18 protein-coding genes are annotated in these 17,774 nt (G+C 63.6%); 3 read left to right on the top strand and 15 right to left on the bottom strand.

Going from position 1 to position 17,774, the window contains the following annotated elements:
• Nucleotides 1–64: 64 nt before the first annotated feature.
• From nadC to N2600_RS31705, 8 genes are all read right to left on the bottom strand, one after another.
• Nucleotides 65–994 (bottom strand): carboxylating nicotinate-nucleotide diphosphorylase, encoded by a 930-nt coding sequence (gene nadC, locus N2600_RS31670; RefSeq protein ID WP_260299595.1) that lies wholly within the window; start codon nt 992–994, stop codon nt 65–67.
• 1 nt (nt 995) lies between these two features.
• Nucleotides 996–2,555 carry an L-aspartate oxidase gene (locus tag N2600_RS31675; RefSeq protein WP_260299596.1) on the bottom strand — a complete coding sequence of 520 codons (1,560 nt, stop codon included), beginning with the start codon at nt 2,553–2,555 and terminating at the stop codon, nt 996–998.
• Nucleotides 2,552–3,523, bottom strand: a complete 972-nt coding sequence (gene nadA, locus N2600_RS31680) for a quinolinate synthase NadA (RefSeq protein ID WP_260299597.1) — start codon at nt 3,521–3,523, stop codon at nt 2,552–2,554. The genes N2600_RS31675 and nadA overlap by 4 nt, the downstream gene beginning before the upstream one ends.
• Nucleotides 3,524–3,592: 69 nt before the next feature.
• Nucleotides 3,593–4,489 carry an NUDIX hydrolase gene (locus N2600_RS31685; protein WP_222385334.1) on the bottom strand — a complete coding sequence of 299 codons (897 nt, stop codon included), beginning with the start codon at nt 4,487–4,489 and terminating at the stop codon, nt 3,593–3,595.
• Between the two features lie 260 nt (nt 4,490–4,749).
• A complete protein-coding gene (locus N2600_RS31690; RefSeq protein WP_260111901.1) occupies nt 4,750–5,565 on the bottom strand; it encodes a 3-methyl-2-oxobutanoate hydroxymethyltransferase in 816 nt (271 codons plus the stop codon).
• A gap of 26 nt (nt 5,566–5,591) precedes the next feature.
• A complete protein-coding gene (locus N2600_RS31695) occupies nt 5,592–6,818 on the bottom strand; it encodes an NAD(P)/FAD-dependent oxidoreductase (RefSeq protein WP_222385336.1) in 1,227 nt (408 codons plus the stop codon).
• Between the two features lie 11 nt (nt 6,819–6,829).
• Nucleotides 6,830–7,144, bottom strand: a complete 315-nt coding sequence (locus N2600_RS31700; protein WP_003548266.1) for a MocE family 2Fe-2S type ferredoxin — start codon at nt 7,142–7,144, stop codon at nt 6,830–6,832.
• Nucleotides 7,145–7,165: 21 nt separating this feature from the next.
• On the bottom strand, nt 7,166–8,254 hold the full coding sequence (locus tag N2600_RS31705; protein ID WP_260111903.1) for a fatty acid desaturase family protein: 1,089 nt from the start codon (nt 8,252–8,254) through the stop codon (nt 7,166–7,168).
• 149 nt (nt 8,255–8,403) lie between these two features.
• Here N2600_RS31705 and N2600_RS31710 point away from each other — a divergent pair, with 149 nt between their 5' ends.
• Nucleotides 8,404–9,432, top strand: coding sequence for a LacI family DNA-binding transcriptional regulator (locus tag N2600_RS31710; protein ID WP_260299598.1), 1,029 nt, complete (start codon nt 8,404–8,406; stop codon nt 9,430–9,432).
• A gap of 161 nt (nt 9,433–9,593) precedes the next feature.
• Nucleotides 9,594–10,406, top strand: coding sequence for a TIM barrel protein (locus N2600_RS31715; RefSeq protein ID WP_260111905.1), 813 nt, complete (start codon nt 9,594–9,596; stop codon nt 10,404–10,406).
• A 99-nt stretch (nt 10,407–10,505) separates the two neighbouring features.
• Here the strand turns inward: N2600_RS31715 and cobM are convergent, their stop codons facing one another.
• Entirely contained in the window at nt 10,506–11,264 is a 759-nt protein-coding gene (cobM, locus tag N2600_RS31720; RefSeq protein WP_260111906.1) for a precorrin-4 C(11)-methyltransferase, read from the bottom strand.
• Nucleotides 11,265–11,268: 4 nt separating this feature from the next.
• Nucleotides 11,269–12,501 carry a precorrin-6y C5,15-methyltransferase (decarboxylating) subunit CbiE gene (gene cbiE / locus N2600_RS31725; RefSeq protein WP_260299599.1) on the bottom strand — a complete coding sequence of 411 codons (1,233 nt, stop codon included), beginning with the start codon at nt 12,499–12,501 and terminating at the stop codon, nt 11,269–11,271.
• Between cbiE and N2600_RS31730 the strand changes: the two genes are divergently transcribed.
• Nucleotides 12,500–13,270 carry a cobalt-precorrin-6A reductase gene (locus N2600_RS31730; protein WP_260299600.1) on the top strand — a complete coding sequence of 257 codons (771 nt, stop codon included), beginning with the start codon at nt 12,500–12,502 and terminating at the stop codon, nt 13,268–13,270. The two genes, cbiE and N2600_RS31730, sit on opposite strands and share 2 nt — an antisense overlap.
• Here N2600_RS31730 and N2600_RS31735 read toward each other — a convergent pair.
• From N2600_RS31735 to cobF, 5 genes are all read right to left on the bottom strand, one after another.
• Entirely contained in the window at nt 13,234–13,998 is a 765-nt protein-coding gene (locus tag N2600_RS31735) for a precorrin-3B C(17)-methyltransferase (protein WP_260299601.1), read from the bottom strand. The two genes, N2600_RS31730 and N2600_RS31735, sit on opposite strands and share 37 nt — an antisense overlap.
• Nucleotides 13,995–14,726: a precorrin-2 C(20)-methyltransferase gene (locus tag N2600_RS31740; protein ID WP_017968541.1), complete on the bottom strand. Its 732-nt coding sequence runs from the start codon at nt 14,724–14,726 to the stop codon at nt 13,995–13,997. The genes N2600_RS31735 and N2600_RS31740 overlap by 4 nt, the downstream gene beginning before the upstream one ends.
• Nucleotides 14,723–15,355 (bottom strand): precorrin-8X methylmutase, encoded by a 633-nt coding sequence (locus N2600_RS31745; RefSeq protein WP_260299602.1) that lies wholly within the window; start codon nt 15,353–15,355, stop codon nt 14,723–14,725. The genes N2600_RS31740 and N2600_RS31745 overlap by 4 nt, the downstream gene beginning before the upstream one ends.
• A 2-nt stretch (nt 15,356–15,357) precedes the next feature.
• Complete coding sequence (gene cobG / locus N2600_RS31750) at nt 15,358–16,737, bottom strand: precorrin-3B synthase (protein WP_260299603.1); 1,380 nt, start codon at nt 16,735–16,737, stop codon at nt 15,358–15,360.
• Nucleotides 16,738–16,807: 70 nt separating this feature from the next.
• On the bottom strand, nt 16,808–17,572 hold the full coding sequence (gene cobF / locus N2600_RS31755; RefSeq protein WP_260299604.1) for a precorrin-6A synthase (deacetylating): 765 nt from the start codon (nt 17,570–17,572) through the stop codon (nt 16,808–16,810).
• Nucleotides 17,573–17,774: the final 202 nt, after the last annotated feature.

Consider the following 17,774-nt stretch of genomic DNA (forward strand, 5'->3'; position numbering starts at 1 on the left):
GCCACACGGAGAGGAGATGCTTTGCCAACACTTGCTTGGGGCGCGGTTTTCGTTCGGCGGAAGGCTATTTACGCCGTGAATAGGCCTGAGGGATCACAGAACCTGTGCAGTCCCTTTTCGGGCTATTCTCCGTTGCGGCCGCGGCCTCGAGGAAATCGAGCCCGATATCCAGCACCGGCGCACTGTGTGTCAGCCAGCCGACCGAAATGAGGTCGACACCGGAAACCGCGATTGCGGCGGCCGTTGTCGGCGTGACGCGGCCGGACGCTTCGGTGATGGCTCGGCCGGCGACGATCGCGACGGCTTCGCGCAGCTGATCCGGTGTCATATTGTCGAGCAGAACGGCGTCGACGCCGGTCTCCATCGCTTCACGCAGCTGATCGAGCGTGTCCACCTCGACCTCGATCTTCACCATATGGCCGACGCCGGCCCGCGCCCGGCGGATCGCTTCAGCGACGCCGCCGGCGATGGCGACGTGATTATCCTTGATCAGCACGGCGTCATAAAGCGCGAAACGGTGGTTCATGCCGCCGCCGGCCCGCACGGCATATTTTTCCAGTGCCCGCAGCCCCGGTGTCGTCTTGCGCGTACAGGCGACGGAGGCTCTCGTGCCGCGGATGGCGGCGGCAATCTCAGCCGTCACGGTCGCAATGCCGGAGAGATGGCCGAGGAAATTCAGCGCGGTGCGCTCGCCGCTCAGCAGCCCACGCGAGGGACCTTCGATGGTGGCGATCACGTCGCCGGGCTTGACCGCATCGCCATCCTGAAGATGACGGCGCATGGCGATCTCCGGGTCGACGAGAGCGAAAGCGAGTTCGGCGGCATCGAGACCGGCGATCACGCCCGGCTGACGGGCCGCCATCACCACCGTCGAGCGATGATCCCTAGGGATCACCGATGCCGAGGTAATATCGCCGACAAGACCAAGATCTTCGAGAAGGGCCGCCCGCACCAGCGGCTCGACGATCAGGCGCGGAAGGGGAACGAGGTTCATCTCAGGCACTCCTTGCAAAAGTATAGAGCGGGGCAAGGGCATAGGGTGGCGTCGCGCGGGCGACCTCGAGAACATCGGAAAGGCACATACGGCGCCGGTTGGCATTGGCGAGCTTCAGCGGAAAGTCGGTGCGGGCATGGGCGCCGCGCGATTCCATTCGCAGGCTGGCAAAGACGGCGATCAGCAGGGCGACGATGGCCGGATCGGCGACAGGGCCATTGCCTTCTGCAAGCGGCAGCAGGGCTGCGATCGCGCCATGAATGGCGCCGGCGTTGCGCAGCACGCCGAGATGACGCGAGACGATCGGCCGGACGAGCGATGCGTCGGCAGCCACCGGCAGTCTCTCGGCGAAGAGGGGGCCGGTGGCACCTGCGGGCATGCCTGAAATGTCGCGTGCCGCCCGCATGCCCATGACGGCCGCCTCCAGCAGCGAATTGCTGGCGAGCCGGTTTGCGCCGTGCAGGCCGGTCGAGGCCGCCTCTCCCGCAACCCAGAGGCCGGAAACCGAGCTGCGGCCATTTGCATCCGTGGCCACGCCGCCCATGTGATAGTGAACGGCCGGGCGCACAGGAATGGGCTCTTTGGCCGGATCGATGCCGCCCTCGCCACAAAGGGCGGAAATGACAGGAAAGCGGGCGGTAAAGCGGCTGCCGAGAGCATCCCGGGCATCGAGAAAGACTCGTCCGCCGCGGGCGATTTCGGCGCTGATCGCCCGCGCCACCACGTCGCGCGGCGCAAGCTCGGCACCGGATATGCGGGCCATGAACCGTTCGCCGCGTTCGTTGACGAGCAAGGCCCCCTCGCCGCGCACCGCTTCGCTGATCAGCGCCAGCGGCCGGCGGCGTGAATCGAGCGCGGTCGGATGGAACTGGACGAATTCCATATCGGCGATCGCAGCACCGGCCCTTGCCGCGAGCGCGATCCCCTGGCCGAAATTGCCCATCGGATTGGTGGTCGCATCGTAAAGCCCGCCGATGCCGCCGGTGGCAAGCACAACCTTCGATGTCGGCAGCATGACGGCGCCATTCGCGGTCGCGCAGAGCAGGCCGGCGACCTTTTCGCCGTCCATCAGAATCCGCCGCGCCTCGAAACCTTCGAGCACTGTTATAGCTGGCGTTTTCATCGCCGCCTCGATCAGCGCGGCTATGATCGCAGCACCCGAACCGTCGCCTTCGGCATGGACGATACGGCGGCGATTATGGGCCGCCTCCAGCCCGAGCGAAAATTCACCGGCGGCATTCCGGTCGAAACGCACGCCAGCTTGCTCCAGCGCGGCGATCACCGCCGGGGCCTCGGTGATGATACCGGCGGCGATCGTGGGATCGCAGAGCCCGTCGCCGGCCGCAAGCGTATCGGCAAGATGCAGCGCCGCGCTGTCGTCGTCGCCCATGCTGGCGGCGATGCCGCCCTGCGCCCAGGCGCTCGACGTCTCCGCGCCAAGGGCCGAGCGAGTGACGATGACCGAGGGTTCAGGCGCCAGTGTCAGCGCGGTCACCAACCCCGCAAGCCCGCTGCCGACGATCACCGTGCGTCCTGATAGCTGCTCAAGAATCGCGGTCATATCGCCAGCATCCTCTCGACGGCGCGGCGCGCGGCCACCGCAATTGCCGGATCGACGGTGACCTCGTGGCGCTTTTCCTCGAGTGCGGCGCGGATATTGGCGAGCGTGATCCGCTTCATATGCGGGCAGAGATTGCAGGGGCGAATGAACTCGACATCGGGATGGTGCACGGCGACATTGTCGCTCATCGAGCATTCGGTGAGCAGCAGGACGCGCGCCGGCTTCTGCCTGCCGACATAATCCGACATGACAGCGGTGGAGCCGGCGAAATCGGCTTCGGCCACCACCTCGGGCGGGCATTCGGGATGGGCGAGCACGGTTACGCCTGGATGGTTTTCGCGCAGCTGGCGCACGTCCTCGGCGGTGAAGAGTTCATGCACCTCGCAATGGCCATGCCAGGCGATGATCTCGACGTCAGTCTCGCGGGCGACGTTGCGGGCCAGATATTCATCCGGGATCATCAACACCTTCGGCACACCGAGCGATTCTACTACCTGTTTGGCATTGCCCGAGGTGCAGCAGATGTCGGAGGCAGCCTTCACTGCGGCCGAGGTATTGACATAGGTGACGATGGGCACGCCTGGATGGGCCTGGCGCAGCAGCGCGATATCCTCGGGCGTGATCGAATCCGCCAGCGAACAGCCGGCGCCGAGATCCGGGATCAACACGGTTTTCCCGGGGTTCAGCAGCTTGGCGGTCTCGGCCATGAAATGCACGCCGGCAAGCACGATGACATCGGCATCGACCTCGATCGCCTTGCGGGCGAGCGCCAGGCTGTCGCCGACAATATCGGCCACGCCGTGGAAGATCTCCGGTGTCTGATAGTTGTGCGCGAGAATGACGGCGTTGCGGCGGCGCTTGAGCTCGAGGATCGCGTCGACGTCATTTTCGAAGGTCATCCATTCGGCTTTGGGAATGACACGGCTGACGCGCTCGTAGAGCGAGGATGCGGAAACAGGATAATTCATGACCGGCTCCTAATTATGCTCTCTTTGAGCATATCATAGGCAAACAGATATTCTCACTGTGAGTATATGTCAATTGCGGGAGAGCGGTAATTTCGTTCCGGCCAGCGCCCGTTCTTCGAGAACGGTGTGGCGAAAGCGGAAAAGCTTGGCCGGCCTGCCGCCGGTTTCGCTTTCGGTGCCGCCGGTTTCCTCGACCAGTTCCTGCTGTTCGATGAGGCGGCGGAAGTTCTGCTTGTGCAGCGTCAGCCCCGCGAGCGCCTCGATGGTACGCTGCAGCCTCAGCAGCGTAAAACTCTCCGGCATGAGCTCGAAGACGACAGGGCGGTATTTGATCTTGGCGCGCAGCCGGGCGATGCCGGTCGCGAGAATACGGCGGTGATCGGCAAACATTGCCCGGCCGAGATTGGCCTCCGCCCCGCATCCGGCTTCCGAGACGAGCCTCGCCTCGTAAAGCAGTTCGTAACGCTGCAGGGCCAGATCCTCGTTCCAGCCGCCGCCGTCGAGGCCGAAGGTGAAATCCGCCCGGCGGTGGCGATGGTCACGCCGGGCCGGATCGGCATCGGCCCAGCTCCGCAGGCGCGCCATGATCTCGTCAAGCACGGCTGGCCGGCCCTGCCGGTGGTCTTCCCAGGGGAAATATTCGTACCAGCCGTGCCATCCCGGCCGGCCGGCGTCCGACTGCTCGTTGACGAGGCCGAGATAGCTGATCGAGATCGTCCGCCCGCCTGGGATATCGTTGTTCCGGTCGCGATCGGCGAAGGTATAGAGCTGTTCCAGATAACCGACGGGATGTTCCGTCTGCTCCTGCACCCATTCGCGCAGGCCCGATTGCAGGGTGCGATGCCCCATTTCGAAAGGGCCCGACGGCAGCGCGTTGCCGGAGCGGATGGTCATGACGCGCGGCTCGTCCCTCGTCACCGCGACGAGCACCGCAATCAATTCCGCATGCGCAAAGCCGATCGTCACAGGGGGACCGAATACTCCGTTCCGAATGAATCGAACGGATAATTCCTGACACAGGCCGGGACAGAAGCCAATGGTGGCTTCCCCCTTCTCCCCAGCGGGGAGAAGGTGCCGGTAGCTGATGAGGGGGCTAAACGGCACGGCGTTGATTGCCCTTCGCTGACGCTCAGTGCCCCGCTCCTATCGTCGCTCGCCCCCTCATCTGCCCTGGCGGGCATCTTCTCCCCGCTGGGGAGAAGGGGGAAGCGTCGAGCAAGCCGCCCTCAGCTATTGCCCGTCTCGCTTTTCAGCCGCTGCAGGAAGATTTCCAGTTCCGCGTCGTCGATACCGACGAGATGACGCTTTTCCGGATAGGCGCCGGTCCTGATGTCCTCGGCAAATTCCGTGAAGGCGGCGATACGTTCGCGCTGCAGCCGATCGTGTTCGGCGGCAAAGTCGCGATAGATCTTGGCGTGGCGCGGAGTGTGGCCGCGATTGGCGCCGAGCACGTCGTCGGCGAAAAGATATTGGGCGTCGCAGCCGCTGCCTGCGCCCATGGAGATCATCAGCATCGAGGTGTTGCTGCTGATGGCGGCAGCGATATCCCCCGGGACGACTTCGATTTCGGCGGCGAAGGCGCCGGCCTCTTCCAGGGCCTTGGTCTGCCGCCAGATTTCGGCCGCACTCGCCGCCGTCTTGCCGACGGCACGGAAGCCGCCGGTCCAGGTCGCCTTCGAAGGGATCAATCCGAGATGGCCGCAGACCGGGATTCCTTCATCGCGCATGCGCCGGATCGTCTGCAGGCTTGCGGCACAATAGACCGCATCACCTCCTGCCTTCAGCGCCGCGAAGGCCGCACGCAGATAGTCCTCGGCCGAGACATGATCACCATATTCGAGCCCTGGAATGGCAAAGAGCGTGGGGGCGATTTCGCGAAAGACTGGCCCGAGCAGCGAGGGCGGTACCGAGACGATGTCGATCCCCGCTTTTTCGGCGGCGTCCGCCTCCTCCAGCGAGGTGACGCGCAGCATGGTGAGCTGGCGCTTGCCTTTTTCCGCAAGCAGATCGGCGACGGTTGCGCGTCTATGTTTCTTCATCATCAATTCCTTTGAAAATATCGGAGAGCTCAGGCTGCCAGCAGGGATTTCAGCTTGATGTCGCTGGCTGCGAGTGCTGCCGGGTTTGGATGGGCACCCGCTGCGATCAGCATTTCGGCGAGCCTGATGTCGCGTGCCACGGCATTGCCCGGTCCGATGCCGCTTGCGGCAATCAAGCGTCCGTCGGCGTCGAGATGGAAAAGAATGAAGGCGCCTGCGCCGAGATCGCGGCGCTGATGCATGGCTGCCCCTTCGGCAAGGCCTGATATCTGCAGCGTCATGTCGTATTGATCCGACCAGAACCACGGCACTGATGAAACGGCTTCGTTCCGGCCGAGCATGTTGGCCGCGGCCAATGTGCCCTGCTCCTGGGCATTGCGCCAGGATTCCAGCCGCACCCGCCGGCCGCCATAGATCGGCAGCGGAAAGGAGCAGCAGTCGCCGGCCGCAAAGACATCAGCTGCGGAGGTCTGGAGATAAGTGTCGACGGCAATGCCATTGTCGATTGCGAGGCCCGCTCTTTCGGCGATCTCGATATTCGGCCGTGCGCCGATGCCGACGAGCACGAGATCGGCCTCGATCACCTCGCCGGTCGACAATCGGATCAGGGCTTTGCCGTTTTCCTCAGTCAGCGCCTCGATGGAGACGCCGCAGCGGATATCCACGCCCTCGGCACGATGGCGTTCGGTGAGCAGATGAGCGATCTCCTCCGGCACGCCACGCTTCAGCACGCGTTCCAGCCCCTCGATGACGGTGATCTCGGCGCCAAGCAGCCGCGCCGTTGCCGCAAGTTCCAATCCGATGAACCCGCCACCGATGATGGCGATATGCCTGCCCGGCTTCATTGCATCGCGCAGCGCCGCAGCATCGTGATGCGTCCTCAGCGAGCGAATATGCCGGCTGCCCTCCGGCGCCCCGGGGAGCGAGCGCGCGGCGGCACCCGTCGCAAGCAGAAGCTTGTCGTAGGAGAGCGCCGTCCCCCCCGAAAGCGTGACGGTCCTGGAAACCGGATCGAAATCCCTGGCCTCCACGCCGGTGAGCAGCCGGATGCCGTTTTCGATATATTTTTCCGCCGCGACGATGAATTTCGGATCGCTCGCATCGGCGGAGCCGGCCTTCGAAAGCGGCGGCCGCTCGTAAGGATGAAGGGGCTCGGCACCAACCAGCGTTATCTCGCCGGCAAAGCCCTTTTCCCGCAAGGCGAAGGCGGCGCGCGCACCGCATTCGCCCGCGCCCAGGATGACAAAATGAGCCATGCCGGCCTCCCTCAGAGCGAGATGAAGACGGCGCCGTCTTCGATCTTGACCGGATAGGTCTTGAGATTGACGCAGACCGGCGCACCCTTGGCTTCGCCCGTCTTGTAGTTGAAGCGGCCGTTATGTTTTGGACATTCGATGATCTCATCCATGACAAGTCCGTCGGCGAGATGGATATGTTCATGCGTGCAGAGCCCGTCGGTGGCGAAGAATTCGTCGTCCGGGCTGCGATAGACCGCGAAGGTGCGCCCGTCGTGATCGAAGCGGATGACATCCTCTTCGTCGATCTCGTCCTTGTCGCAGACCTGGATCCAATTTCCGCTCATCTTGTCCTCCCTTGATTGTCTTTATTGCGCGGCCGGGGCCAGCTCGTTGTGGAATTCCTCGCGATAGGGCCGCGCGGTGGCCGGCAGGTCGCGCTTCAGGAAATAATCCTCGTTGCGCAGCTGGCGCAGGAAGGCCGGGATCATCTCGCGATAGCCGGACCAGATCGATGGGTTCGGCGCCGGCAGGTCGTGCTTGATCATCGCGTGCAGCTTCGGCAGCGCGTGGTAAGGCACCATCGGGAACATGTGATGTTCGACGTGGTAGTTCATGTTCCAGTAGATGAAGCGGCTGATGGGGTTCATATAGACCGTGCGGCTGTTCAGCCGATGGTCGGTCACATTGTCGGCAAGGCCGCCATGCTGCAGCAGTCCGGTCAACACATGGTGCCAGGCGCCGTAGAGGCGCGGCAGGCCGATCAGCACCAGCGGCAGGATCGAGCCCATGGCGATTGCGGTAGCGATCGTGGCGAGATAGATCGCCAGCCAGATGCGGGCAATGCGGATGGCCTTTGGCTGCTCCATCTCCGGGATGAAGGTCTTTTCCGCCGCGCTGACGCCGCCGAAGGCATTGCGCAGCATGTCGACGACCGCATGCCAGGCATCGAGGATGCCGAAGAAATTAAGCACCACCCGGATGAGATCCGGCGGCCGCATCACCGCGATCTCGGGATCGCGGCCGACGATCACCGTATCGGTATGATGGCGCGCATGGCTCCAGCGCCAGGTCACCGGGTTGCGCATGATCATGAAGCAGGCGATCTGATAGACGACATCGTTCATCCAGCGCGTCTTGAAGGCGGTGCCGTGACCGCATTCGTGCCAGCGGCTGTCGGTGGCCGAGCCGTAAAGCACGCCATAGGCGAGGAAGAAGGGCACGGCCACCCACGAGCCCCAGAAATAGATGCCGAGCCCGGCAAAGATTGCCATGGCGCCGAGCCAGATGATCGTGTCGCGGATCGCCGGCGCATCGGAGCGCTGCATCAGCGCCTTCATCTCCTTGCGCGGAATGTCGGTGTGATACCATTCGGCTGCCGCCAGTCCCGTCTCGACGGCGGTGCGGCCGCTTTCGCCGAGAAGGTCGTAGTCACGTTTCTTCGTCTGGGTCGCCATTATCCGCCTCCCGTTGCCCTTGCCCTTGCCCTTGCCCTTGCCCAGGAGAATAGGTTGACTTTGGAAAGCGCTCAATGCAGGCTTGATATAATCTATCAAAAGCCATCAAGAATGGCTTGCATTCATGATTGAATCCATCAGGAACGCCGATGCGCCGTCCCACCATATCCGATCTCGCCCGCGCCTCCGGCGTTAGTGTCGCCACCGTCGACCGCGTTCTCAACGCTCGCCACCGTGTGCGCGAGGAAACGGCGCGACGGGTCTATGATGCGGCGCAGTCGATCGGCTATCACGCCGTCGGCCTCATCAAACAGCGCGTCTTCGAAGATCTGCCGCAATACAGGCTCGCATTCCTGCTGCAGAAGCCGATGCAGCCCTTCTATCAGAGCTTCGTGCGTGAGATCGAAACCGCAGCGCGCGCGTTGACGTCTGCGCGCATCCAGACGCAAATCGACTTTCCGTCGGCCTCGACACCGGCAGCGATCGTCGAGAAGCTGAAGGCGCTCGGTGCCCGCAACCAGGCCGTTGCTCTCGTCGCCCCCGATTACCCTGCGGTCACGACCGCCATCGAAGACCTGAAGGAAAAAGGGATCCCGGTGTTCTCGCTGCTCTCCGATTTCGCCTCGGGCGTGCGCGATGCCTATGTCGGCGTCAACAACCGCAAGGTCGGGCGCACCGCCGCCTGGACGATTGCGCGCACGGCACGCGGGCCTGGCAAGATCGCCTGTTTCGTCGGCAGCCACCGATTCCACGGACATGAGCTGCGGGAAATCGGCTTCCGCTCCTATTTTCGCGAGAATGCGCCTGAGTTCGATGTCGTCGACACGCTGATCAATCTGGACACGCCCGAGATCACGCACGAGGCGACGTTGACGCTCCTGCAGAAACATCCCGATCTCGTCGGCCTTTATGTCTGCGGCGGCGGCATGGAGGGAGCAATTTCGGCATTCCGCGAAGAAGGTGTCGGCGGCAAGATCGTCTTGGTGGTCAACGAGCTGACGCCCGACAGCAAAGCCGGCCTTGCCGACGATATCGTCGCTATGGCGATCGGCACCCCCCTGCCCGCTCTCTGTAAGGAGTTGATGGTCTTGATGACGGCCGCCATCGAAAACGGTGAAACAGCTGTTCCCGGGCAGCTCTTCCTGCCTTTCGATATCCATATTTCGGAGAACATCTAAGCAATGATGGAATTCCATCATTTCGTTCGAAATTCTCTCAGCAATGAAAGCGGGCGCCGGCGATGGCGGATGGATTGCGACGCGAATTCCGATAGAGATTCGCGGACCCATTCACGAGGACCGCTCCGCCCTGACGCGGAGATGAGGAGGAAATAGCAGTCATGACTTCGATCCGTTTTGCGCTCAACCATATGGCCGCACCGTCGCTTGCCATCGACGATTTTTTCGCACTGGCCAGATCGCTCGGCATCGATGCCGTCGAGATCCGCAACGACCTTTCCGGCAATGCCATCCTCGACGGCACCAAGCCCGAGGTGATCAGGCAAGCGGCCGCCCACCATGGCTTGACGATCATTTCGATCAATGCCCTGCAGCGCTTCAATGAATGGAACGCGACAAGAGCCGCCGAAGCGCAGGAACTGATCGATTATGCCGGCGCGTCCGGCGCCAAGGCGCTCGTCCTCGTTCCGAAGAACGACGGCACCGGCTGCGCCGATGGCGAACGGCAGGCCAACCTGCGTCAGTCTCTGGCCGCGCTGAAGCCGATGCTCAAGGAAGCCGGCATTATCGGTCTCGTCGAGCCGCTCGGCTTCGAGATCTGCTCACTGCGCTCGAAGACCGAGGCGGCCGAGGCAATCAGGGAGCTCGGTGCGGAATCGAGCTTCAGGCTTGTCCACGACACCTTCCACCACCACCTTGCCGGCGAAGCGGCGACCTTCCCTGAGCTGGCCGGCCTCGTTCACATTTCCGGGGTCAGCGATCCCTCCGTTTCCGTTGCCGATATGCGCGATTCCCATCGCGTTCTCGTGGACGGCGACGACCGGCTCGATAATGCCGGGCAGATCAGGGCGCTGCTGCAGGCGGGCTATAAGGGTCCGTTCTCCTTTGAACCCTTTGCCGCGGAAGTTCATGCGGTCAAGGACCCGGCCGGTGCGCTTCGTACCAGCATGGATTACCTCAGCGCGCGGGTTTGAGACCTGAGCGAAATGTCGCCTGACATCGCCATCGACGTCGGGACTGGGCGGAGGACGATTGTCAAGATTGGCTGCGCTGACGCAGCCAATCGCCTGACGTTATTCCCTGCCTCTGAACCGGCGCTGATAGGCCGGATCATAGAGCGAGCTTTCGCGGAAATCTTCCACTGCCAGTGATGGGCCGACGAAGATGATCGCCGTGCGTTCGATCGGTTCGGCGGCAACCTTTGCCTCGATATCGGCAAGCGTGCCGCGCAGGACGCGCTCGTCCGGCCAGGAGGCCTTGACGACGATCGCGACAGAGCAGTCGACGCCGTAAAGCGGCGTCAACTCTTCGACCACTTGCTTCAGCGCGTGGATAGCCAGATGAATCGCCAGCGTGGCGCCAGTCGCGCCGAACTTCGCCAGTGTCTCGTCGTTCGGCATCGGCGACGCGCGGCCGGAAACGCGGGTCAGCACCAGGCTTTGGGCCACTGCGGGGATCGTCAGTTCGCGGCCGAGCGCCGAGGCTGCGGCGGCAAAGGCCGGGACGCCAGGCGTCATCGTATAGTCGATGCCATGCTTTTGCAGCCGGCGCACCTGCTCGGCGACCGCACTCCAGACCGAGAGATCGCCGGAATGCAGCCGGGCGACATCCTGGCCGGCCGCGGCAGCGCGAAGATATTCCGCCTCGATCTCATCGAGCGACATCGGCGCCGTATCGACGATGCGTGCGTCCGGCGGGCAATATTGCAGCAGTTCGGGCGAGACGATCGAGCCGGCATAAAGGCAGACCGGGCATCGGGCGATGAGATCGCGGCCACGCACCGTGATCAGATCTGCAGCACCTGGTCCCGCGCCGATGAAATGCACCGTCATCTCGTTATCCTTTCGTCCAGCGCCACTGCGTCACCGGCATCGCCGGCCGCCAGCCGCTCATGCCGCCGACAGGCTGGGCGCGCGATATTTCGATCCGTGTGAGGAAGCCGCTGCGTTTTGCATGTTCGGCGAGCAGCACCGCTTCCATTTCCAGCGTCACGGCGTTGACAACGAGCCGCCCTCCCGGCTTCAGCGCGGCAATCGCGGTATCGACAACACCCGGTTCGCTGCCGCCGCCGCCGAGGAAGATCACATCCGGCTCCGGCAGGTCTTTCAGCGCGAGGGGTGCCGCACCTTCGACGACAGCAAGATGGGGCACGCCGAAGGCGGCTGCGTTGCGGGCGACACGTGCGGCCCGCTCCGGCGATTGTTCGACGGCGATTGCCTTGAGGCCGGGATCGGCAAGCATCCATTCGATGCCGATCGATCCCGATCCCGCGCCGATATCCCAGAGCAGTTCGCCGTGACGCGGCGCGAGTGCGGAAAGCGTCATCGCCCGGATTTCACGTTTGGTGATCTGCCCATCATGCTCGAACAACTCGTCCTCGAGCCCGGCGGTAAAGGGCAGAATGCGTGCCCCCTCCCCTGCTGCGATATCAAGTGCGCAGACATTCAGGGGATCGATGTCCAGGAGGTCGAAATCCGCCGCCGCCACACTTCTTTGCCGTTCCCGAGCGCCGCCAAGCGCCTCGAGCACTGTAAGTCGCGACTGACCGAAGCCAGCGGCAGTCAGCAGCGCAGCCAGATCGCCAGGCCCCTTCTCGTCCGAAGTCAGCGCGAGGATGCGCCGTCCGCGGTGCAGCTGCGGCCGGATCAGATCGATCGGCCGTCCATGCAGCGAGATCGTTGCGACCTCCTGCAGCGGCCAGCCAAGGCGGGATGCGGCAAGGCTGAAAGCCGAGGGCGCCGGGATGGTGCGCATCTCTTCCGCCGCCACATGGCGGGAGAGCGTTGCGCCGACGCCATAGAGAAAGGGATCGCCGGAGGCGAGCACGACAACAGGCGTGCCGCGCCTTTTAACGACGGCTTCGACCGAGCGCTCGAACGGGCTCTGCCAGGATAGTCTTTCGCCTGTGATCAGCGGCGCAGCAAGTGCGTGGTGCCGCGCGCCGCCGAAGACGGCAAGTGCTGTCGCAATCAGCCTCTTCGCCTCCTCACCCAGCCCTTCTGGACCATCTTCGCCGATGCCGATAATAGTCAGCCAGCGCTGGCCGGACGGAGGAGGGACATCAGACATGGGAAGACCCCGCATCTTGATCCTCGGCGGCACCAACGAGGCGCGGCTGCTTGCCGAGGCGCTGGCGGCGCGGGACGATTGCGATGTTTTGCTGTCGCTTGCCGGTCGCACCGAAAAACCGGCCACGCAGCCTGTTTCCGTTCGCATCGGCGGTTTCGGCGGCGCTGCCGCACTTGCCGATTTCCTCAAGGTCGGCGGATATGACCTGTTGATCGACGCCACGCACCCCTTCGCCGAGCGCATTTCGGCCAATGCCGCTTTTGCGGCTGAAACCACCGGCATTGCTGCGATCGCTCTGCGCCGTCCCGAATGGCAACGACTTCGGGGCGATCGCTGGCGGGAGGTGCAGAGCATTCCCGCTGCCATCGAAGCGCTTGGCCCCTCCCCCCGCCATGTCTTTCTGGCGACGGGCCGGCAGGGCGCACATCATGCGGAAGCTGCGCCGCAGCATCACTATCTCATTCGCAGCGTCGATCCCGTCGAACCGCCGCTTGCGCTTGATAATGTCGAGTATGTCCTCGAGCGTGGTCCGTTCACGCTGGGAGGCGAATGCGATCTGCTGAGAGAGCACCACATCGACGTCATCGTCGCTAAGAATAGCGGCGGTGCCGCCACCTATGCGAAGATCGAGGCCGCCCGCCTGCTCGGTATCGAGGTGATAATGGTGGCGCGCGCGCCGGCCTCGATCGTCGAGGCGGTCGACACTGTCGAGGCGGCGCTGGCGGCGATCGGTCACCTGTTTCCCCCCGCCATGAAACGCGGCGTATAGACGAGGTCCAGCCGGCCTGGCCGCGTGACGATGCGTGTCTCGGCGGAACCGATGATGATGCAGGTCGCCATATCGGCAATCGACGCATCTGCCAGCGACAGCTGCTGGACGGCGATACGTTCGTCCGGCCGCCCGGCCGCCCGCCCGAAAATAACCGGTGTTGCGGCAGGCAGATGATCACGCAACAGCTTGAAGGCTTCGCCGAGCTGCCAGGGCCGTGCCCGGCTGATCGGATTGTAGAGCGCGATGACAAAACCTGCCTCTGCCGCCAATACAAGACGGCTTTCTATTATATTCCAAGGCTTTAGATTGTCAGATAGCGATATGGCGCAAAAGTCGTGGCCAAGCGGGGCACCTGCTCTTGCCGCCACTGCCAGCATCGCCGTGATGCCAGGCAGGATGATGAGATCGACCGCGCGCCATGCGGCCGGCCCGTTCTCGATCGCTTCGCAGACCGCGGCAGCCATGGCGAAGACGCCGGGGTCGCCGCCGGAGACGACGCAGACCTTGGCGCCATCCGCTGCCATGGCGAGTGCGGCCCCTGCCCTTTCGAGCTCCTCGCGATTGTCCGAGGCATGCCGCAGTTGATCGTGCCGAAGCTGCAATCTGTCGAGATAGGGGCCGTAGCCGAAGAAATCCGTCGCCGCATCGACAGCGGCCAGCGCTTCCGGCGTCATCTGCTCGGGGTTGCCGGGACCGGTGCCGATCACGAAAAGCCTGCCGCTCATCGGCTGCCCTCCCAGCCCGGCACCAGCACAAGCGAAAAATACGGCGCATCGGCGTCGGTCTTGTCGGCAAGCTTTTCCATCGCCGCATTCGCCATGGTGCCGCGCTCGACATAGACGGCTTCGGCGAGCCGGCCGGCCGCTGCCAGCGCCCGGCGGATCTTCGGCAGGTTGCGACCGACCTTCATGATGACGGCGGCTTGCGTATCGGCAAGGCGGCGCGTCAGCTCGGCCTCGGCCATCGTACCGGGCAGTACGGAAAGCACGTCGTCGCCCTGAACGATCGGCATGCCGGCCAGCGACCAGCAGCCCGACATGGCGCTGATACCCGGGATCACTTCCGTCGGGTAGCGTGTGGAAAGCCGGACATGCAGATGCATGTAGGACCCATAGAAGAGCGGATCGCCTTCGCTCAGAACGGCGACGGTCAGCCCGGCATCGAGATGCCCGGCGACAGCTTTGGCAGACAGATCGTAGAATTGGGTGATCAACCTTTGATAACGTTCCTCATTCTTGTCGATCTCGGTCGTCACCGGATAGTAGAGCGGCAGCAGCGTCACCCCGGATTTCAGCAGCGGCTCGACGATCGCCTTGCCGTTGCCGCCCCTGCCCTGTTTGGCGAAATAGGCAATCACATCGGCACCTTCGATGGCGCGGACGGCCTTGATGGTCAGGAGCTCCGGATCGCCGGGACCCGTGCCGACGCCGATGAGACGGCCGCTTGTCGTCATAGGCCCTGCCTCGCCAATGCATTGATGGCGGCTGCCGTCATGGCGCTGCCGCCGAGCCGGCCGCGGACGATGGCAAAGGGTACGCCGTAGGAATTTTCCGCCAATGCATCCTTCGATTCCGCCGCGCCGACGAAGCCCACAGGCATGCCGAGGATCGCCGCGGGTTTCGGGGCGCCGTCGCGCAGGAGTTCGAGCAGATGGAAGAGCGCTGTCGGTGCATTGCCGATCGCGACAACGCTGCCGCCGAGCCGATCGAGCCAGAGATGGATGGCGGCGGCCGAGCGCGTATTGCCGGTCTCGCGCGCAATCTCCGGTGTCGCGGGATCGCGCAGCGTACAGATCACCTCGTTCAGCGCTGGCAGCCGCGCCCGGGTCACACCCTGAGATACCATTTCCGCGTCGCAGAAGATCGGCGCGCCACCCTTCAGCGCGTCGCGCGCCGCGCTGACGAAATCGGCGGAGAACAGGAAATGCTCCGCCGCCTCGACCAGCCCGCAGGCATGGATCATGCGCACGGCGATTTCGGCTTGATCGTCGGTGAAACGCGAAAGATCGGCCTCGGCACGGATGATCGCAAAGGAACGCTCGTAGATCGCATCGCCGCTGCGGATATAATCGTAGTCTGGCATTCCTATTCCTGTCGCAGCGCCTTCGAAACGCCGGTTGCGCCAAGCCGTGTAAGGCAGGCGGCGGTCGATTCGCCAGCGTCTTTGTTGTCTTCGATGGCCCGGGCGAGCCTCTCTATAGCGAAATCGATCCGACCGCCAGCGATCCGTTCGTCTGGCAGATCCGCGGCAAGCCCATTGAGGATGAGGCCATAACCTTCCGCCGAGCCGGTCAGGGTCAGCGCCGGCCGCGCATGAGCGCAGCCCTTGGCGCAGCCGGACAGATGCAGCGTCAGCGAATTGTCGAAAAGGGCAGGTGCTGCGGCAATGAGGCGGCGCGCCAGAGCTCTTGTCTGGTAGAAGGCGGAACCGCAGGCGCCGGCGCCGGCGCAGGTGACGATATCCTCACTGTTCTCTCCGGGCTGGGTGCTGAAGCCATGTCCAGCTGCGGCGATCTGCATCGCCGGCACTGTATCGGCGGAAAGCCCGATGAGGAAGAAACCACGACCGGGCGCAAGCCGGATGGCGGTTGCGCCACGGGCCCTTGCCAGGTCAAGCAAAGCGATCAGATCGGACGCTTTCATCTGGCCGAATTCCGGCCTGACGCCGAGTACGGTTTTGCCGTCGTCAAGCCGGTGTAAGCCGGCAAGCGGTATCCCTGCCGCGCGGGACGGAACGAAGTGCATACCATCCATCGCGGGAAAACGCGCCTGCAGAAGCGCCGGATCGATATCTCTCGCCCGCCTGCCCTTCGCGAGGCCTGCCAAGAGGCTGAGAATTTCGCCGACGGCCGCTATCGCCGCCTCCGCAGGGCCGATCGCGATCGGCGTTGCAGTTTCGCCGTCGCCATTGATCGCGACAAGCCAATCTGTGTGGGATTGAGCGACGACACGAATATCGGCGGACAGTGCTGACAAGCCGAAGGTTCCACCACCGTCGACGACAAGCGAGAGCTTCGGCGCGAGCCGCGGCGAGGCAAGCAGATCGTGAAGTTTGCTGCGCAACGCCATTTCCATCGCGGCTGGATCGCTTGTCTCTTCCGGGTCGATGCCGTGCAGCGGCGATGTCTCGATCGCCGGCCCGTCCGGCACGGTGATCTCGGCGGCATCGATATCGGCGGCGAGCTGCCCGACGGTCTCGGCGCGCAGCCCGCGAATCTGCAGATTGCCGCGCGCGGTGATTTCCAGAATGCTGTTTCCATGGGCCGCGGCCGAGCGAGCAAGGCTTGCGAACTGCGACAGCGTCAACGCGCCGCCGGCCGGCCGCAGCCGGACCAGCAAACCGTCGCCGGTCGGCATTGGGGCGGCAAGGGCGGGGCAGGCGCCGCGCCTACGCATCTCCGCCGGGCGACCGTGCAGATCCGCCTCGCCTGTCCTGTCGCTCGTCTTTGCGGCCTTGATGCTCATTCTCGATCCTCTGATCATTTCTTACATGATCGCGGCCAACCCGGCAAAGCTGATGGCAAGGCTCGAACCGCTATTCCTCGAAATCCCGTCCCTTGCGCAGGAGATAGATGTCCATGATCCATCCGTGCCGTTGCCTGGCCTCGGCCCTGAGCGTCAGAATATCGCCGGCGATGTCGCCAAGTCGCCCTGCTCTGACGATCTCATCCTTGGTGCCGAGATAGGCGCCCCAGAAGATCTCGGCATCGGGATCATCGATCTTGGCAAAAGCTTGTTCGCCGTCGAGCATGACGATGGTGCTGTCGGCCAGAAGTCCGTCCTGCGCCAGCCTGCGCCCTGTGGTGATCTCGATCGGTTTGCCAACGAGGTTGACCGGGATTCTGTGGCTGGCCGCCAGTGCCTGAATGCTGGTGATGCCGGGAATGACACTGTAATCGAAATCCAGGCTGCTTTCCCGCCGCACGCGTTCGATGATGCGGATCGTGCTGTCGTAGAGACTGGGATCGCCCCAGACGAGAAAGGCGCCGCTGCCCTCATCCGGGAGACTCGAGATCAGCGCTTCGTAAATGCGGGCGATCTCGCCGTGCCAGGTATCGACGCTCTGCACATAGGTCTTGTCTGCCGTCTGCCTTTGCGGCACCGCGAATTCTGAAATCCTGCCAGCCGGGCGCGTGATATAGCGTTCGCAGATATCCCGCCGGATCTCGGCGAGCTCTTCCTTGGCGGCGCCTTTGACCGGCAGGAAAATCACGTCGGCGGCGTTCATCGCGTTGATCGCCTGTAAGGTGAGGTGCTCCGGGTTGCCCGTGCCGATGCCGATGATATGGATATGCTTCAAGCGGACACTCCCCGTTGAGTCCTGGCGGTCTTGCCGAAAAAGCCTCGTCGTCGCAAGGGCAGAACGGGAGTTGGCCGCGGCCAACCGGGCTTGTGGGCGGCACCTGAGCCCTATTGTTGCTGCAAATCCCGAATCGTGTCACTTTCGATACGCTTTTTGACGCTATGTTGAAAGAAAAGCGCATCGAAAAGGATTGGGTGTT

The organism is Rhizobium sp. WSM1274 (genome assembly GCF_025200775.1).
Lineage (GTDB): Bacteria > Pseudomonadota > Alphaproteobacteria > Rhizobiales > Rhizobiaceae > Rhizobium > Rhizobium leguminosarum_I.

What these genes read in the sequence shown, in the direction of transcription:
- nadC (WP_260299595.1), bottom strand. Translation starts at nt 994, where the DNA reads ATGAACCTCGTTCCCCTTCCGCGCCTGATCGTCGAGCCGCTGGTGCGG.
- N2600_RS31675 (WP_260299596.1), bottom strand. Translation starts at nt 2,555, where the DNA reads ATGACCGCGATTCTTGAGCAGCTATCAGGACGCACGGTGATCGTCGGC.
- nadA (WP_260299597.1), bottom strand. Translation starts at nt 3,523, where the DNA reads ATGAATTATCCTGTTTCCGCATCCTCGCTCTACGAGCGCGTCAGCCGT.
- N2600_RS31690 (WP_260111901.1), bottom strand. Translation starts at nt 5,565, where the DNA reads ATGATGAAGAAACATAGACGCGCAACCGTCGCCGATCTGCTTGCGGAA.
- N2600_RS31695 (WP_222385336.1), bottom strand. Translation starts at nt 6,818, where the DNA reads ATGGCTCATTTTGTCATCCTGGGCGCGGGCGAATGCGGTGCGCGCGCC.
- N2600_RS31700 (WP_003548266.1), bottom strand. Translation starts at nt 7,144, where the DNA reads ATGAGCGGAAATTGGATCCAGGTCTGCGACAAGGACGAGATCGACGAA.
- N2600_RS31705 (WP_260111903.1), bottom strand. Translation starts at nt 8,254, where the DNA reads ATGGCGACCCAGACGAAGAAACGTGACTACGACCTTCTCGGCGAAAGC.
- N2600_RS31710 (WP_260299598.1), top strand. Translation starts at nt 8,404, where the DNA reads ATGCGCCGTCCCACCATATCCGATCTCGCCCGCGCCTCCGGCGTTAGT.
- N2600_RS31715 (WP_260111905.1), top strand. Translation starts at nt 9,594, where the DNA reads ATGACTTCGATCCGTTTTGCGCTCAACCATATGGCCGCACCGTCGCTT.
- cobM (WP_260111906.1), bottom strand. Translation starts at nt 11,264, where the DNA reads ATGACGGTGCATTTCATCGGCGCGGGACCAGGTGCTGCAGATCTGATC.
- N2600_RS31730 (WP_260299600.1), top strand. Translation starts at nt 12,500, where the DNA reads ATGGGAAGACCCCGCATCTTGATCCTCGGCGGCACCAACGAGGCGCGG.
- cbiE (WP_260299599.1), bottom strand. Translation starts at nt 12,501, where the DNA reads ATGTCTGATGTCCCTCCTCCGTCCGGCCAGCGCTGGCTGACTATTATC.
- N2600_RS31735 (WP_260299601.1), bottom strand. Translation starts at nt 13,998, where the DNA reads ATGAGCGGCAGGCTTTTCGTGATCGGCACCGGTCCCGGCAACCCCGAG.
- N2600_RS31740 (WP_017968541.1), bottom strand. Translation starts at nt 14,726, where the DNA reads ATGACGACAAGCGGCCGTCTCATCGGCGTCGGCACGGGTCCCGGCGAT.
- N2600_RS31745 (WP_260299602.1), bottom strand. Translation starts at nt 15,355, where the DNA reads ATGCCAGACTACGATTATATCCGCAGCGGCGATGCGATCTACGAGCGT.
- cobG (WP_260299603.1), bottom strand. Translation starts at nt 16,737, where the DNA reads ATGAGCATCAAGGCCGCAAAGACGAGCGACAGGACAGGCGAGGCGGAT.